This window comes from Gracilimonas sp., assembly GCF_031581265.1.
Classification (GTDB): Bacteria; Bacteroidota; Rhodothermia; order Balneolales; family Balneolaceae; genus Gracilimonas.
On the sequence record NZ_JAVLBQ010000005.1, the window covers coordinates 1 to 17,909 of the forward strand.

The following is a 17,909-nucleotide window of genomic DNA, read 5'->3' on the forward strand; positions in this document are numbered from 1 at the left end:
CTAATATAGTAATCTGTTAACCTGAGTTCGATTTATATTGATTTGCGATGGACGATGGACCGATTAATGATGGACGATTTAATTGCCACGAAAGCTCGAAAACACGAAAATAATTTTTATTTGGCTTCAATCCCATAGGGATGGCACAACAGTGACAGCTTCAATGTCATTAGCTTGATACACATGATCTAACAGAATACAATTGCCAACAAAAAATAAGCTACAATAACATTCGATTCTAAATGATAAGATATTTATCTTTGGCGCCTTACTGTTGCCAAGTAAGTAAAATTTATACGTAATGGGCCCGTAGCTCAGTTGGTTAGAGCAGTCGACTCATAATCGATTGGTCGGGGGTTCAAGTCCCTCCGGGCCCACCATTAAGCCAGTTAAGTCTTTGATTTAACTGGCTTTTTTATTTCATGGTACAAAGATTGGTGCAAACAGAATAAAAAAATCACGATTGTTTTTGCTTGACATGAGAGCATTTATATAAGCTTATTATTCACTATATATATTCTACCTTCCTCTGTTATGTTAATTCTTTTCCCGCTCCAATCAATTAAACCTAAATCATATGCATCTTTTAATATCAACTCAAGTTGTATTTTATGAAAAGGCGAATTACGATGAAGAGTATCAAAACTTACATGTAAGTTTGACGTACCATTGTAAATTTCTGAGATTAATTCCATGACAGTTTTTAATCCAGACTCTTTCTTTAAATCTATGTCCAGATCATTATCATTTGATAATGTTGGTTTTTCTCCAATTTCAGGTTTAATTAATCTAGGTGAATCATGAATGGTTCGCACCAATTCATCATAATTGAATTCGTAGTCTGAATCATCGTTAAAATTTAAATAAAATTTGCTTGATACGAATGTAGGTACTGTATCTGAAGGGTTATTTCTAATAATAGGTAAAACTATACCTTCATCTATTCCTTTCAAATAATCAGATGTAAGGATCATTTTCTCATACCCAACGCCTCCCCTTCCTTCATTAGCCTTACTGACATAGTTTTTAGAGCATATCATAAGTACATAATCACTAATTGATATACTCTCCTCCATAAAGTGAGGGATATCTTGACCAGCCTCTAGATTCCACTGATCAAGCAAGACATCAATCCCATCTTTTATTAAATTTTTGGAAAGATTTAATACCCACTTTTTATGCTGGCTATTATCATGTGAATATGAAACAAAAACTCTGGGTGTTGACATATATTATTTTAAATAAATTTGTTGAAAATGAAGTATTTATTGATCCCCTAATCCAAGTACTTTTTTAGCTTCGGCGATATCTATTTTTGCTGAATAGCCATGCTTTTTAAGCAAGTATAGCAGTTCTTGTCCGTTAATAAGTGATAAGGGCTTATCCTTTACAAAATTATGTGACTCTGATCCATAATCTGAGGTAGTGATTAATATCCCCCGATTTGCCCCCTCATTAATAACTGTACCATATAAATCTCTTACGTACTGAACACCTACTGTGTTTGTATACCTTTTTGCCTGAATTACTAATTTACCTCCTTTAATTGGGTCAGGATCATAAGCAATAGCATCTACACCTTGATCTCTTGAACTTTGGGTGACATTGACTTCCCCACCATTTTTGCTGAATTCTTTTTCGAAAATATCTCGTATTAGATGCTCAAAATCTTGCCAATCCATCGCTGCCAGATTATTAGTGTCATTTAATGTGTCAATTACATTTTCATTTTCTATAAATCTGCTATTGTCCTTACTTATTTTCATTATTGGCTTAATTGGAACTTTGTCAACTAATGTCCCAGAACTAATTCCCTTTAGTCCTTTAAAACACTCCTTAGGATCAACATGTAGCAGGTCTAATTCTTCAAATTCATCTCTTTCTACTTGAATGCTTAATACAGTCTTTGTTTGTTTTTTACCTGTCTTCTTATTCCTTTCTTTTGAGATGCCGTTTACTGCAACAGCTTCCAAAGTATTATTTTTGTCTACCTCAAACACATAATGTATAACAGAAATCACTAGTCCATAAATTGTTCTTTCATACAATTTTTTAGACTTTGTGTTATTTATATACTTCTCTGTAAAATCATCTCTACTAATGATATATGTCACTTTCTCAAGTGTTGGAAGGTCTTCCTGATTTGGTATAAGATAATTGAGTATGAGGGTCCCGTTTCTATATTCTAATTCTAAATCATTATCGAATGTCTCTGGCAATAATTCGTCTAATCGTGATAATGTAAGTTTAAAATATTCTTCAATATTAGAAGGTTTTTCTAAAGTTTTATTAAAAAGTTTATCTATTTTTTGATTATAAATCTCTTGCTCTTTATAAAAATTAGCCTTTTTTATCTCCCACTTTTCAAGCCTTTCTTCCCAATTACTTTGTATTTGTTTATTCCATTTTTCTTTCTCCTTATTCCGTTTTGATATTTCTTTTTTCTCTTTTTCCCAAGCCTGTAAAGCATTTCGATAAGCATTTTTATACCTATTTATCTTCTTTTTTTTAGAGCTGACAAATATGTTATCGAAAAAATTAATGTCAACACTAAATGAACTTTTAGAAGGTTTATTAGGCAAATCATCTAATCTTTTGATACTTGGCTTTTGAGGTTTTTTTGTATCGTATTTATCACTCTTGTGAAATACTTCAGACCTTATATCCAAATTTTCCTGAACCATAAACTTTAAAAGATCGAATAATTTTTCCCTTTCAAGCTCTGCCTCTTTAGTTCTAAGTTCCGCTAAAAGCTTTCCATTGTCTTTTCTTTGTTTTTTAAGCCATTTTTCAACTTTACGACTAGCTTTCCTTTGAAATGTATCTGGGTCTCTTGAAACAACCGTTTCTCTTTCATTTGTAATAGTATTAATCAATATCACTGATAATCTTTTTATACCACCATACCCACCATAATCAATTTTAAAATCTTGAATATTAATCTCCGGAACAGAGACATTTATATATATCTGATTATTTTCCTCAGTTAAGAATACGTGCTGACTCATATAATACAATGGTGAGTTATAGGACTAATAACAAGCCCAGTGATTAGTCCTATTTAAAGAATAAGCTAACTTAATTCAAGTTAGCTTATAATTTTATATTTTTATTCCTGATGCTAATACTTGCATCAGGGGAAACTCTTTATATTTTAGAGAAATTTATACGGGGAGAAAGGCTTCCTGCTTTATTTCATATTTAATTATATCATTTTTGTCATGAGAAAATTAGGATGGGTACTTATACTTTTATTGCTTGCCGGATGCTCTACTACTAGAGAAAACATAACTTCAGATGGAGGGTACAGTTACTATGGGATTGATTTTCGGCCATATGCTGAGCAAGGTTTCTTAATAACTACCGAAGGACCTCAGAAGGACTATAATTCTGTAGGATTAATTGAAGTGAATCTTCAACCAGAGGTGAAAAAAATTAGCTTTGGTGAACACAATAGGATTCAAAATGAGGATGAACCTGAGTTTACAAGTACAAGAGTATACAATGGAAATCAGGTGGAATACTATGCTGTTGAAATTTTAGATATACAAAAGGCTATTGATGGTATATATGAACTAGCTTCTGAATGGGGAGCAAACGCTATTTTTAATCTGGACATCAATTCTACTTTCTCGGGTGATCTTGTCACTAAAGAAACAATTACAGTTAGCGGATTAGCAGTTGTATTAGATTAAATAGAAAAAGGGATGCTGAAATCAGCACCCCTTCTTTTCTCTAAACTTCGATATGGGGTTCCAATCTCCCATACCAAAGAAAACTAATAAACGTGCCTACACCAATCTAAGGCCCACAGAATCGTAGATGATTAATAGTTCAAAAACTGACCTCTGATTGAAAACTATACCACACATGCGAGGCACTTACATTAGTTGGTAGGCCAAAACTACCCCCACCCCATTCTGCAAATTTTTGTAATAGCCACATAAATAAAAAAAATTTCTGTTACATTAGCTGGTATCAAAAACTTACGGGTATTTTAATGGTATCTGTCTACAAGGACTTTTTAGCCTAAAACAACAAATCTAACTATATGAGAATGAAGCTACACCTACACAATGTATTCAAACTGGTATTCATACTTCCCCTTCTCTTTATCTCAACAAACCTCTTAGCCCAAAGTGATCATACCGGTGAGGCGTACCCAACACGTACCTTTGCCATAACCGGTGCTACCATCATACAAGGGCCCGGAATGGTTGTTGACAGCGGGACAGTCGTAATATCAGACGGACTTATCAGTGCGGTTGGAACCGATGTTTCCATCCCTGCTGATGCAGAAGTTATTGATGGAACAGAATTATTCGTTTATCCCGGTTTCATCGACGGTATGTCGAACACCGGAGCCACTCGCCCAGACCAGATGGAGCGACCTGACAATCTCTTCACTCCCGATCCTCCTAATGATTACGCAGGTATCACCCCTGAAGAAAGTGTAATCAGCCAGCTCGATGTTGCTGAAAGCAGTATTGAAAACATGCGGAAACTTGGGTTTACGATTTCACATACCGTACCCTATGGAAGAATGCTTCCGGGTTCGGGTGCCATCATCCTGTTGTCAGACAAAGACACAAGCTATGATCTTGTACTAAAACAAGACGCGTCTATGTTTACTCAATTTACCGGAGCACCGGGTGCTTATCCCGGTAACACACTTGGTATAATGGCCAAATGGAGAAACCTCTACACCCAGGCTACTTACAATAAAGATCATGAAACATTGTATGCAAGCAATCCGGATGGCATACAGCGCCCCCCACAAGACCGTGCATTGCAGGCTTTCTATCCGGTCATAGATAAAAACAAACCGGTATTCTACCACACCAATAGTATGCTGGAAGCCCGCAGAGCTATGAAATTGAAAGATGAACTGGATTTCAACCTCGTACTCAGCGACTTGGAAGAAGGCTGGTTCCTGATGGATGATTTAAGAGATTCTGACATTAAGGTACTGATGTCTTTGGACCTTCCCGATGAACCTAAAACATCTGAAGATGACGAGGAAAAATCGGCTGACGTAATCCGGCAAGAGCAACGAAGACTGGAAGCTTATAATCAGTTTTTATCGCAGTACCGTGAATTTAATGAAGCCGGTATTTCTTATGGATTCTCAACTATGGGAACTACAACCAATTCTATAAAAGGGAACCTGGAAAGACTTGTGGCAGCCGGACTAAGTGAAGATGCAGCACTTGCAGCTCTCACCACCGAAGCCGCTAAGTTACTTGGAATCGAAAATATTGCCGGAACTCTTGAAACCGGTAAACTTGGAAATGCGATTGTAACTACCGCTCCATATTTCGAGGAAGATTCAAAAATTAAATATGTATTCGTGGATGGTGACAAATATGAATATGACACCTCAAGGCCCGCCGGAGGTGAAGTTTCTGATGAAGGAATGGAAGCTTTAACAGGTACCTGGAACTACACCCTCACCTCTCCGCAGGGAGAGCAAACCGGGCAGTGGATTTTCAGTAATGAAAGTGGCTCTCTTACCGGATTGATGACCAGCAACGATGGAGGCCCTGATATGGATATGAATAACCTTTCTTTCCTGGATGGCACACTCAGCTTTGATTTTAGCTTTGATGCCGGTGGACAATCTGTTGAAATCGTAGTAGTAGGAGATGTAACAGGCTCCGAATTTTCCGGCGAAGCTTCTGTTTCCGCTTTCAACATGTCTATTCCAATTACAGCAACTAAAGTGCCTAATTAAAAATGAAAAGATTTGATATGAAAAAACTAACTTTTTTATTCGCCCTGCTGCTGTTTGGTACTACTGTGACCATGGCACAGGTTTCTAAAGGCGATGTATTGATTAAGAACGCAACGGTAATAACCATTACCGATGGAACCCTTGAAAACACAGATGTACTGGTCAGAGACGGAAAAATTTCCCGGATCGGTACTTCACTCAGAACTCCAAACGGGGTTACCGAGATTGACGCAACCGGTAAATATGTGATGCCGGGTATCATTGATGCTCATTCCCACATTGCCGGAACTTCCATTAATGAAGGCACCAGTCAGGTTACGGCTGAAGTGCAAATGGGGGATGTAGTTAACCCGCTTGATATTTCTATTTACCGTGCATTAGCCGGTGGTGTTACTTCCATCCATCTTTTACACGGTTCTGCAAATGTCATTGGCGGTGAAAGTGAAACACTGAAACTGCGCTATGGAGTTACAGACCCCCAAGACATGATGTTTGAAGGCGCCCCTCGTACCATAAAGTTTGCCCTTGGAGAAAATCCAACTCGTGGTGGACGCGCTCGTGGTATTCAGCCTCAAAGTCGAATGGGTGTGGAAGCTATGCTCCGAAATTCATTCAATGAAGCCCTGGTCTATCAAAAGAAATGGGATGCTTACCGAGCCGATAACAGTCGCCGTAAAGTAGCTCCGGAGTATGACCGCAGAATGGAAACCCTGGTCGATATCCTGGAAGGTGAAGTATTGGTTCACTGTCACTCCTACCGGGCCGATGAGATTTATATGCTTTTAAATGTATTCAGCGATTTCGGAATTGAAAACCTGACTTTTCAGCATGCCAACGAAGCTTATAAGGTAGCACCTGAATTGGCAGAGTTTGGCGCCGGTGCTTCTGTATTTTCTGACTGGTGGGCGTATAAATTAGAGGTGTACTACTCTACCGCCTATAATGCGGCTATTCTCACTAAAAACGGAGTGAACACGTCTATTAATTCAGACTCCGGTGAACTTATTCGTCATCTTTACCATGAAGCAGCTAAATCACAAAAATATGGTGGATTGAGTGACGAAGAAGCACTTGCACTTATCACCCTGAACCCGGCCAAGCAATTGGGTATTGACGATCGTGTTGGATCTATTGAGGAAGGAAAAGATGCTGATATCGCAATTTTTGAAGGTCATCCGCTATCCTCATATGCTGTTCCTGTAATGACATTCGTGGATGGAGTGAAATATTTTGATCGTGAAAATGATGCCAAAGACCAGCGACTTGCTGTTGATCCTGAAGACACCATCGAGGACATTCACATCTTTGATGCGGATGAGCAACATAAGTGTATGCAGGATGCCGAATTCGTTAATCTTTATGAGTTTTTAAATAAATAGGACTGACCATGAAAAAATTTATAACCTTTATTATTCTGATTGCATGTATTCCACTGGCTTCATTTGCACAACAACAAACCAGTGAAATCCGACAGGAAAACAGTGCTAAATTTGCCATTACCAATGCCAAAATTTACACGGTTACCAATGGAATCATTGAAAACGGTACTATTCTCGTTAACAAAGGTATCATTGAAGCCGTCGGCACAAACATCGATATCCCAAGTGATGCCACAGTTTATGATTATAACGGCGGTGAAGTTTACCCCGGTATGATCGACTCCGGTACCCAATTGGGACTCATGGAAATTGGCAGTATTGAAGAATCTCAGGATTATGATGAGTACGGAAATATTACCCCGCAGATGGAGGCCCTAACCGCTGTAAACCCCAATTCGGAAGCCATCCCTGTAACCAGGGTAAGCGGTGTAACCACTACCCTTACCATGCCCGGCGGCGGACTACTGCCCGGCACTGCTGCCACCATCAATTTGTTTGGATATACTCCCGACCAGATGTATGCAGGTTCAAAAGGACTCATCATAAATTTCCCCAACAGCAGACGCAGCTGGAGACAAACCCAGGAACAGGCCGACCGAGCCCGTGAGCAAGCATTGGAAGAACTCAATGACGTATTCGATAAAGCAGAGTTATATGCCGAAATCGAAGATGCAGACGATACCCGTTATTATCCTGAAATGGAAGCCTTGGCTACAGCCATCAGAGGAGATATGCTGATGTATATCGAAGTAAATGCAGCCAAGGACATCCTTAGCGCCCTCGAATGGGTTGAAAACAGAGGCTATGAGAATGTAGTGTTTACCGGAGTTTCTGAAGGATGGAGAGTGGCAGAGGAATTAGCAGAAGCCGGGATTCCTGTTATCACAGGACCCGTTTTATCAACCCCTACCCGTAGTTCGGATGCTTATGACGCGGCTTATAAAAATCCCGGTGTCATGCAGAAGGCCGGTGTTAAAGTAGCCCTGCGTTCCGGTGATACTGAAAATGCAAGGAACCTCCCTTATAACGCTGCATTTGCTGCTACCTACGGAATGGGCAAAGAAGAGGCCTTGAAAGCAGTCACCATCAACGCTGCTGAAATTATGGGTGTTGGCGATAGCATTGGTTCCATTGAAGTAGGTAAAAAGGCTAACTTTTTTGTGGCTGACGGCGACCCATTTGAGACCAAAACACAGATCCTCAATGTATTTATAGATGGCTACCTCGTACCTATGACGAGCCGACAGATTGAACTTTACGAAGAGTTCCTGGATCGAAAACCCGGTCTTCAAAAATATCCCGTTACTGAAAATTAATACCTTTCAAGAGAAATAATTTCGAAGGCGAGCCGGTTGTTGGTTCGCCTTTTTTATTTGGAGCAATGAAGATGATTTATAACAATAGGTCAAGATTAAGCCCATTTTGCTTCTAAACACTTCATCACTTGGAACCAAGATTTGAATGATTATGGGATTACCAAGATTTTTCAAGTAAAACAATTTCTTTATTGAATGTTTAATTTACTTCGGCCTTAGAAAAACGAGCTTTAAGAAGATAACGGAATGTAGTTATCTTTAGCTTTTTTTTCGCCCGCCTTGACCTTTTGCTTCGTTTTGGTGCTTGTCCGACTACCGGCGGATCAAGCCAAAATGAAGAAGATTGTAAATGGATGGCTATTAAGAATAAAGGAATATAAACCAACGACAAGCTGTACCTTCAAAGAATTCACTGTTAGGCAACAACTTTGCAAATAGAACTGACAAAAATAAGCACTTTCAAATATCAATCCATTGTAACCGGAGGTTCTTCTACCCCTTCTCCTGCACTTTGATATTTAACATCTACCCGATATTTCTTAATGAGTAGATCGTTACTGAAGGTTGAGTAGTAATAACCCTCTGAATCTCTTACTGAAAGATTTCCTATGGCTTCCACCTCTTCGGTATTATCATATACATATAACAGCTCTCCTTCTGTGTTATACAAGTCTATAAATTCTTCATACACCGGAGATTCAGTATCCCCTGTTGAAGCCTTCTTGGCATACTCATTTGGGTCGTCGATGTTTGTTGGATATCGAACATTAACCAGGTAATAACCGCCATCTAAAAATACCGGTGCATCCACATTGCCCAATGAGTATATACTCACGCTGTTATCAGTCTGATATACCCCGGGACCAAGAACACCATCAAAGGCTCTTGATACTTCTTTAGTCAAAGTAGAATCATAATCATAAAACCGATGTCCATTGCTTGTTGAAAATGAATACGTGAAATAATCTTCATACATCGATATATCTCCACGTGACGAAGCTCGCTCATATTTTTCATCTTCTGTTTCTACGATGGTAAAATGTGTTTTTAGGTGCAGGCTGTCACTGAGTTCCAGGATATTTATCTCTGCCCCTATCGTTCCCCATTTTGGTGCACTCAGCATAAGATCTCCATTTCCCCTTATCCCCACTAAACTCGCAAACTGTATTTCTTCGGGTATATTGTAAGTTTTGATAAAGTTTCCATCCAGATCAAATTCATCCAGCCGAGAGCCCTGAATATTTGCAATATAAATTTTGTCATTGTGGATGGCCATCCCAAAGGGGTTTTCAAAATCGCCCGGGCCTTTTCCTTCCTGACCTTTTGCCCATCTTAAATTCCCTTCTTTATCTAACGATATCATCATCATCTGCCGGCGATCAAAGAAATACATGTTATCCTCATCATCGAAACTAAGGTAGGCTATTCCGCCTATTATCGGCTCTTCAATTTGGGAAAGGTCAATCGTATCTACCAGCTCAAACTCTACGGGCAACTCTTGTTGATCTTGCCACAGACCCCGATCGGGATTTATCACTTTTCCGTCTTCCTTAATAATGTCCGATTTCTGATCAGCTTCTGAATTTGAGCAACTTACACTCATCATCCCCACCATCACTAAAGCAAGCAGTACAAATATTGTTTGTTGAAATTTTGGTCCCGTATTCTCTATTGCTTTCATCCCAGCTCATTTATTTCACGTTATCATTTCTACACAGACGATTGAAATGGTATATAAGTTTTATCTTAAAACAAAAAGAAGGCATAAAAAAACCCATGCAAATCTATTGAGGATAATCTGCATGGGTTTAAATTGTACGTCTTTAGCTACTAATGACGATTTTTTTATTTAGGCCGCAAAGTCATGAGTGGTTTCTCAAGTTGCTCAGCTACAATGGCTGTAGTTGAACCGAGTAATACTCTTGCGATTCCTGTTCGGCCATGGGTACTCATCACTACCAAATCACTATTTTCATTGGCATAGTCACAGATTTCAGAATGCGCTGAGAATCCTTTCTTTATAATGCTGGTAACCTTCACCGATTCACTGTACCTGTCAGCTCCGTGAACCAGGAAGTCTTCAAATTTTTCTGCTCCTCGTTCAAAGCTGAGATCCATCTCCGGATTTTCTTTAAAATATTCAGAAATGGATTCAATCAATGATTCATAAACAGCTTCTTCATCCTCTAAAGTCATCGACATCACTTCCATTCCTAATGTATAAGGCTCAATGATGTGCATGAGTTTAATATCGGCGCCAAAGGTGTAGGCTAAACTGAATGTTTCGGCCAAGGGTGCTGCAGAGTCGCCGGAACCATCTACGGGGATCAGTATTTCATTTATATCATCGATATCAAATGCCGTACTTACACTGAGTACCGGTTTTTCGGAATAGCGAATCACTTTTTCGGTAGTATTGCTACGCACATCATCGGTATCATGGCTTCCTTTATTAGCCATGATCACCATATCATATTGGCTTTTATTACCCTGATCTGCAATAACCTGTGCTGTTTTACGGCCTACCAAATTGATGAGCTGACCACGATGTTCTTTGGGAATATACTCTTCCGCTAAATCATGGAGCTTTTGATTTGTTTCCTTCAACACTTTGGGGTAGATGTCTTTTTCCATATCAAATGGAACACCCAAATGCTGCATACTCTCATCGTAATAACTCATCAACGGAATCACGTGGATTAAATCGATGGTGCTGCCATACAGCTTTACGAATTTTACAGCCATTTTGAGGGCTTCAAGTGAAGCATCTGAAAAGTCGGTGGGGACTAAAATTTGCTTGGCTCTCATAACAACCTCCGTTTTTAATTGTTACCCAAAGATCAACAATCACTATGAAGTTTGAATGAAGAAATAGCAGAATTTATACGCTCTTAAAGCTACTCTTATTCTTGCTCTACAAATGGTTACTCTCCTTTGAAGAACTCGACTAAGATTTCTTTTTCAGATCAGGTTTTATGGTAATCTGAGGAATTTTTATATGCTGAATCACTTGCTCAGCTGTTGATCCTAACAGCATTCTGGAAAGGCCTGTACGGCCATGTGTACTCATTATAACCAAGTCGGCATTTTCATTGGCATAGTCCACAATTTCGTGATGGGCTGCAATGGATTTATTGATCACAGTTTTAAATTCGATAGAAGTTTCCTCCCCGTTTTTATGTACAATGGTATCTGTAAAGTTTTCTTCGCCGTCCTTTACTTCAAAGTTGTATTCCTCATTTTCATTAAAAAATGAACGCAAACGGCCTTTCAACCCACCATATACAGCTGTTTCATCTATCCCGATAGTAGTAGCTTCTATGCCGTGTACATCATGAGCATACATTTCTATTACGTTGAGAAGTTCGAGCTTGGCACCAAACTTCTTAGCCATATCAAAAGCCATGGGTATGGCAGCCAGTGAGTTATTTGAAAAATCACAGGGCACAACGATGGTGTTTATTTTATTGAGTAGCATAGTTTCCGAAAGCGTCAGGATTGGAGTCTTAGACCTTCGCACTACTTTATCGGTTGCACTTCCATGAAAGAAATCGGCAAAATGAGCACCCCTCGCGCTCATTATAACTAAATCATAATTTCCTTTTTCAATTTGGTTCAAAATAGAATCAGATGGTTTCCGGTCTATGGTGACTATATACTCCCCTCTTCGTTCCTTCTTATCAATATGTTCGTTAGCGAAACCACTTAATTTTTTTCGCTGATTCTCTATCAGTTTTGGATATACATCCTGATTCATGTTCAATGGTACCCCGATTTGATCAAAACTATCTCCCAAATATTTCGACATCGGTATTACATGCATTAAATCTACGGTACAATCAAACATTTCTATGAACAGATCTGCTGAAGCTAAAGCCGCGTTAGATTTTTCTGATAAGTCAGTAGGAATTAAAATTCTCTCGATATTCATCTGTTCTCCTTTTTTATTTGTTAACTCTATATATAAAATAAGTTATCGCGTGATAATGTTCCATCTTTTACTTCTCACAATACAAGATTATTACCCACATCGAAAAAACTCTTGAAATTACTTTTCTCTCAGATATTCCAATCCTACCACCATTAATAAACCCACAATAATTCCAATGATTCCACTCCAAACATCAGGGTTATCATCCGGTTTGGAATTATATGATCCCGGTATAAAAGGCTCCGATTTAATCAATTTATTTGTCACGGTTTCAATTTCAACCTGCTTCATCTCATCAAAATTGGATTCCGCATTAGAAACTTCACCAAGTCGTTCGTACTCTGGCAAATTGGTATTTGGGGGATTCTCCATCAGCTGCTGCACTTTCGGGTGGGTCATGTATTGAACTTCAGTTACTTCAACTTGCTGTACAAAATCCCGGTGTTGATACGGCCAAATCACATATAAAGAACCGATGAGAAACCCGATTAATACCGCAATGGTTTGTGGGTGATATTTCGAAAGCAACCAGGATAAAAACCTGGAAAAAACAGCAAGACCTACAATGGCTCCCCCAATAAATGGGAGTAAGCCTATAAATCCATCCGCTGTCTCTACTCCACCGATTTTTCCTATTTGGGAAAGTAAGTAATCATATTTTCGCATAATGAGCAGTAAATACGATCCTGAAATACCGGGCAAAATCATTGCACAAATAGCAATACTGCCGCTTAGGAATACAAAGGCCGGATGCTCAGAAGTATCGGTTGGCACCAATGAGACTACCCAAAGTCCCACAGCCACACCAAGAATCACCATCAACACTTCTGTTTTTGTGAACCGCTCTAATGCTTTAACAAGAATATAAACCGACCCTACAATCAGCCCAAAAAATAACCCGTACACTAATTCAGGATGGGTAAACATATATACTTGCAGTGGTACCACTTTTGTGAAAAAAGCCAGTGCCGAAAATATTCCTGCAAACAGGACGAGCAGAAAATAAAAGTGAACTCCCGAAAAAGCCTGTTTCCACTTTAAAGTAAAAAAAGATTTCAAGAATGAGCCATCCACACTTTTTATAGCATTTATAAGTCGCTCATAAATTCCAACAATTAACGCCATTGTCCCGCCGCTTACGCCCGGCACGATATCAGCAGATCCCATTAAAAATCCTTTAAAGGCCAAATAGGAAGCTTCTTTGAAGGTTGTAGTATCTTTGGGTGCTTGGTGCTTCTCTTCAGCCACTATTTATCTCCCCACCCTTTTTCACCAATCAGCGGAACAAATTTAAAATCGGCCATTTCCTCACGGTCATATTCATTTTCTGAAACCCTGGTAATACGATGCATTGCTTGTCTGTTTTCGTCACCTACCGGAATCACCAAGCGTCCTCCAATACTCAACTGTTGTACCAGGTCATCAGGAACTACAGGGGCTCCTGCTGTAACTACAATTCCATCGTATGGAGCGTAAGCAGACCAGCCTAATGTGCCATCACCTACTTTAAGCATGGCTTTATATCCTAAATCTTGCAGGGACTCTTTAGCTCGGTGGTACAATTCCTTATGGCGTTCAACACTGTAAACTTCTGCACCAAGTTCACATAAAATCATACATTGGTATCCCGAACCGGTTCCTATTTCAAGTATTTTATCGCCTTGTTCAACAGCCAATAATTCGGTTTGTGCAGCTACTGTAAAGGGCTGAGATATAGTTTGTCCCATTCCTATTGGCAGAGCGGTATCTTTGTAAGCCCTGGGGTACAAGGCGGTATCAATAAGTTTGTGACGGGGAATCTTGCCGATGGCTCTGAGAACCCGTTCGTCTTCAATGCCTTTCTTACGTAGAAGCTCTACCAACTGCTTTCTGGGACGGACAAATCTGCGATCTTCTTGCAAACCAGTATTTCTTTAATTCTTTGTTTTGTTAAAACAAGTATAGGCATTTCACTTAAAAAATGAGTTTATAATTTTGGGTTGAATTATAGTTTCTATTGAAGACAAAGCCTGCTTTTTCAAAACTAAAGACATAGCTTGTAGAATTGAATTTTTTTATGACAGTCAGGTTCTTATTTTCTCTGTGAATTTATCATTGAATCAACTTTATGATTTTAGCATTGCTCGACAACCTAACTTGGGGTATTGATCCAGAAATTTTTTCGCTTGGGCCTATAGCTCCGCGGTGGTATGGAATTTTATTTGCCGGTGCCTTTGTGTCCGGTTATTTGTTTGGGGTGAAAATGTGGAAAGATGCCGGACGAAAAGTTGAGGAGATGGAAAACATGCTCACCTGGATTTTAGTGGGAACCGTAATTGGTGCTCGCTTAGGTCACGTTATTTTCTATGATCCCTCCTACTATCTTCGCAATCTTGATCAAGTTTTAGCGGTTTGGAATGGAGGGCTTGCAAGTCATGGTGCAGCTATCGGCATTATTTTGGCGATGTATTACCAGGCTAAAAAAGCGCGGAATATGAGTTTTTGGTGGCTTGCTGATCGTGTGGTCATTCCAACGGCTGTAGGTGGTGCTTTCATCCGAATAGGAAATTTCACGAATTCTGAAATCTACGGGCACGAAACTGATGCTGCCTGGGGCGTTATCTTTAGTAACCTTCCGGGACCTGCAGGTATGGTTCCGCGTCACCCAACCATGTTGTATGAGGCTTTACTTTGCATTATCGTTTTTGCCGTGCTCTGGACGATTTATAAGAAATATAAAGCCAATCCACCAGAAGGTTCTCTATTTGGCACATTCCTGATTCTGCTTTTTTCCGGTCGTTTTCTACTGGAATACACGAAGATACCTCAAGCTAACTTCGCGAGTGACTGGATGTTCAACATGGGACAATTACTCAGTATTCCGCTGGTCTTAATTGGTATCTACATTGTTACCAAGTTAGTGGATTGGAATAAGGCAGGAAGTAATCCCTCCGGTAACAGTTAAAAGCCAATAATAAGTCTTGTGCCGGCTACAAAAGCATCATTGATCTCAGAACTTGCTCCGGGATTAATAATATACTGAGCATTCGCCTGAATCTGCACGTAATCATTTAAAGCAAATTGGTGGGTGAGTTCAATATTAGTTTCTGCTTTTTCAGGAACTGGAGCTTCATCATTCATCCTGATATTATCAATATAGGAAGAACTCATAGCCGCGTATGCAATAGCAATACCGGTTTTATCATTCGGTCTTTTTGAAAACAGGGCGTCTGCAACTATTCCTCCGCCAAGGTATCCTGATACTTCGTGAAGGTCAGGATTAGCCCAACCGGCCCTTCCAAAAATTTTAATACTTATCTCATTCATTTCAGTTCCTGAATACAACTCATATTCTCCCAAAGTATAAACTCCCCATTCGTTTTTTTGATTTCCCGATGTTCCAAAAACCACATTTTCCTTGGAATAATACCACCCTCCAAAGGCAATTTTGTTATCTGTTTCTACACCGGGCGCAAGCATATTCTGTAATCTGGCCACACGGTTTCTCATTTGAAGATTTTCTCCGCTCACACTATTCAGGCTTGCTTCCCCAATAAGGAAGAATCCATCTTCTTCCCGCAAAAAAACTTTGGTTCCTACAGTATTATCTGGATTTGAGGGAACCCCATCTAAAACGGCTCCCTGAACAACCAATCCTTTGTATGGGTTAATTTTAAATCGTGCGGCCAACGAAGTATAAGGAAATGTTGAAGGGCCTAATTCTCCGCTAAGTGCAATGGTGGGGTCTAAGCCATGGGAACTGTTTAGAAATAAGAGGCTGCTGTTGAGTGCATTAAATTCTGAGTTTATATCATATAGCCCAAACAAAATGGAGCTGTTGGCTAAAAAGAATTTTTTTTGAGCCCATGCCTCAAATATTCGCCATGAATTTTCCGCTTCAATATTACTTGTTCCCTGTAAATCACTGGTCAACGAGGTAATGCTGCCTCCCTGATTTCCTAAACCATATATATAAAATGTTGTTCCATCCAAACCCAGAGGCAATTCACCAAAATTAACTTCCATATTCACATCAATATTGTCGAAATACCTAACGCCTTGATCCAGACCGCCAGCTACATTCCCAAAGACATCGCCCGTATAAGAGACGCTTACCTTAAATGGAGAATCTTCCTGATTGGTTTGGCTTTGCACACCCTCATATACCAATAAAGTTAAAGTGAAGCATACCAAAACTACCCTTAAAACCGACTTCATAGTATCTACCTTATATTATTTTTATGAATTTAGAATAAAAATCAGCCCAAAATAGCCGACGGTTCATTTACTCAAATTCAGGTGAATTAAAATGTAATTTGATAGTTTAGTGCCAACCCCTGATTACTGAAGCTGGTGTCATCCAACGGCAGCAGATAATTGATTCTGAAAGCTGTCTGCTGAGTTGGATACCGGGTATATCCAAATACTAAACGTTCCTGATCGTTCAATAGGTTTGTATTTAGATTTTCAAAGCGAGCCAGTACCTCAGATTTTTCAAACTTAAATCCACCGGTCAAGTGCATACCAAATACATTGTCTTCTTCAGTAAAACCTGTGTACTCTAAGTTAGCTGCCAACAACTCAGAAGCAAGGATCACCTTTGTGTTTTCAAACCTGAAATCACCACCGTAGATAATTCGCTCGCCCTCTATGTTTGGCAGGCTTACTGAAGCAATTGATGTATTGGATTGTTCCCCATATGAACCGTTCACTCCCACAATCAAATTCCCCTCATTATTTATTGAAGTTTCATAGGCAAACCGGGAGGCATAATAAAATTTATTGTTATCGTTTTGATTTAACCGGTTTCCATTAAAAATTCCCAAACTATAGCTAAAACCACTTTGGTAGCCACCGGCAAGTTTTGCACCAAACTCTCTGTTTTGGGTTAGTGCTGTTACTACTAAGCTCCTGGTGACAAAATCTATTTTATGAGGTCCGGTTAAAAACTCGTAACTGATACCCGGTTTTTGTGCACCCACCGTGAAAGTAGTTTGTTCGTTAACTGCATATCCTATTTGTGCATCCAAAAGGGTAAATCCATCCGCCACGTCAAAATGCAAGTTGTAGCTGAAACCGCCATCTAATGTTCCGGTTCCTTTAAATCTGGCCTGTGGTACGCTAAAAGTTCGTGTTCCGTTATCATCAAAGGAAAAAACTGCCCTTGATTGAATAAGCATACCCAAGTTGAAAGATTCACTCTTTACCATTTCCTTCAAAGCATCAATTCTTTCGCTTTCTGAGTTTTCTTGAGCAGTTAAATCCATCGGCATAATTCCAATGAATAAAATAATTACCCACAATAGCTGGTACTTAAATTTTCTCATAATCAATTTGTTGTTAATTCTTGTGTTCTTGTACATGTGCTGATAACTAACCAAGAGGTAAATGTTTGTTTTTATGATTTTAAATCCATTAACTGATGTTGTTTAAATTTAAAACAGTTTTCGGTAAAAACGTTTCATAAATATCTTTTTAATATGAAACTTGTATCAATTTTATCTCCCTGTAATACCCTTTTGCCTATTCTTATTTAGATAGGTTATTTGTTTGTTAGTAAGTATCCTTAG

At 39.2% G+C, this 17,909-nt stretch carries 14 protein-coding genes and 1 tRNA gene; 6 read left to right on the top strand and 9 right to left on the bottom strand.

Features of this window, described 5'->3' with window-relative positions:
• Positions 1-303 precede the first annotated feature (303 nt).
• A tRNA-Ile gene (locus RI561_RS03150) sits at positions 304-380 on the top strand.
• A 108-nt stretch (positions 381-488) separates the two neighbouring features.
• Here the strand turns inward: RI561_RS03150 and RI561_RS03155 are convergent.
• Both RI561_RS03155 and RI561_RS03160 read right to left on the bottom strand, forming a co-directional pair.
• The gene (locus RI561_RS03155) at positions 489-1,229 is read right to left on the bottom strand and encodes a toll/interleukin-1 receptor domain-containing protein (protein WP_395078772.1); all 741 of its coding nucleotides are present in this window, start codon (positions 1,227-1,229) and stop codon (positions 489-491) included.
• A 36-nt stretch (positions 1,230-1,265) separates the two neighbouring features.
• Positions 1,266-3,008 carry a restriction endonuclease gene (locus RI561_RS03160; protein WP_395078773.1) on the bottom strand — a complete coding sequence of 581 codons (1,743 nt, stop codon included), beginning with the start codon at positions 3,006-3,008 and terminating at the stop codon, positions 1,266-1,268.
• A gap of 213 nt (positions 3,009-3,221) precedes the next feature.
• Between RI561_RS03160 and RI561_RS03165 the strand changes: the two genes are divergently transcribed.
• From RI561_RS03165 to RI561_RS03180, 4 genes are all read left to right on the top strand, one after another.
• Entirely contained in the window at positions 3,222-3,695 is a 474-nt protein-coding gene (locus RI561_RS03165) for a hypothetical protein (RefSeq protein ID WP_395078774.1), read from the top strand.
• A 362-nt stretch (positions 3,696-4,057) separates the two neighbouring features.
• Positions 4,058-5,734: an amidohydrolase family protein gene (locus tag RI561_RS03170; RefSeq protein ID WP_395078775.1), complete on the top strand. Its 1,677-nt coding sequence runs from the start codon at positions 4,058-4,060 to the stop codon at positions 5,732-5,734.
• Between the two features lie 17 nt (positions 5,735-5,751).
• A complete protein-coding gene (locus RI561_RS03175) occupies positions 5,752-7,113 on the top strand; it encodes an amidohydrolase (protein ID WP_395078776.1) in 1,362 nt (453 codons plus the stop codon).
• An 8-nt stretch (positions 7,114-7,121) separates the two neighbouring features.
• Positions 7,122-8,429 carry an amidohydrolase family protein gene (locus RI561_RS03180; protein WP_395078777.1) on the top strand — a complete coding sequence of 436 codons (1,308 nt, stop codon included), beginning with the start codon at positions 7,122-7,124 and terminating at the stop codon, positions 8,427-8,429.
• Positions 8,430-8,895: 466 nt separating this feature from the next.
• Here RI561_RS03180 and RI561_RS03185 read toward each other — a convergent pair whose 3' ends face one another.
• The 5 genes from RI561_RS03185 to RI561_RS03205 form a co-directional block, all read right to left on the bottom strand.
• Positions 8,896-10,110: a 6-bladed beta-propeller gene (locus tag RI561_RS03185; RefSeq protein WP_395078778.1), complete on the bottom strand. Its 1,215-nt coding sequence runs from the start codon at positions 10,108-10,110 to the stop codon at positions 8,896-8,898.
• A 164-nt stretch (positions 10,111-10,274) separates the two neighbouring features.
• Positions 10,275-11,237, bottom strand: a complete 963-nt coding sequence (locus RI561_RS03190) for a universal stress protein (RefSeq protein ID WP_395078779.1) — start codon at positions 11,235-11,237, stop codon at positions 10,275-10,277.
• Between the two features lie 139 nt (positions 11,238-11,376).
• Positions 11,377-12,360: a universal stress protein gene (locus tag RI561_RS03195; RefSeq protein ID WP_395078780.1), complete on the bottom strand. Its 984-nt coding sequence runs from the start codon at positions 12,358-12,360 to the stop codon at positions 11,377-11,379.
• A 117-nt stretch (positions 12,361-12,477) separates the two neighbouring features.
• Entirely contained in the window at positions 12,478-13,608 is a 1,131-nt protein-coding gene (locus RI561_RS03200) for a DUF368 domain-containing protein (RefSeq protein ID WP_395078781.1), read from the bottom strand.
• Positions 13,608-14,261: a protein-L-isoaspartate(D-aspartate) O-methyltransferase gene (locus tag RI561_RS03205; protein ID WP_395078782.1), complete on the bottom strand. Its 654-nt coding sequence runs from the start codon at positions 14,259-14,261 to the stop codon at positions 13,608-13,610. The genes RI561_RS03200 and RI561_RS03205 overlap by 1 nt, the downstream gene beginning before the upstream one ends.
• 206 nt (positions 14,262-14,467) lie before the next feature.
• Between RI561_RS03205 and lgt the strand changes: the two genes are divergently transcribed.
• Positions 14,468-15,304 carry a prolipoprotein diacylglyceryl transferase gene (gene lgt, locus RI561_RS03210; RefSeq protein WP_395078783.1) on the top strand — a complete coding sequence of 279 codons (837 nt, stop codon included), beginning with the start codon at positions 14,468-14,470 and terminating at the stop codon, positions 15,302-15,304.
• Here the strand turns inward: lgt and RI561_RS03215 are convergent.
• Both RI561_RS03215 and RI561_RS03220 read right to left on the bottom strand, forming a co-directional pair.
• Complete coding sequence (locus RI561_RS03215) at positions 15,301-16,557, bottom strand: carbohydrate porin (RefSeq protein ID WP_395078784.1); 1,257 nt, start codon at positions 16,555-16,557, stop codon at positions 15,301-15,303. The two genes, lgt and RI561_RS03215, sit on opposite strands and share 4 nt — an antisense overlap.
• 86 nt (positions 16,558-16,643) lie before the next feature.
• The gene (locus RI561_RS03220; protein WP_395078785.1) at positions 16,644-17,666 is read right to left on the bottom strand and encodes a porin; all 1,023 of its coding nucleotides are present in this window, start codon (positions 17,664-17,666) and stop codon (positions 16,644-16,646) included.
• Between the last annotated feature and the right edge of the window lie 243 nt (positions 17,667-17,909).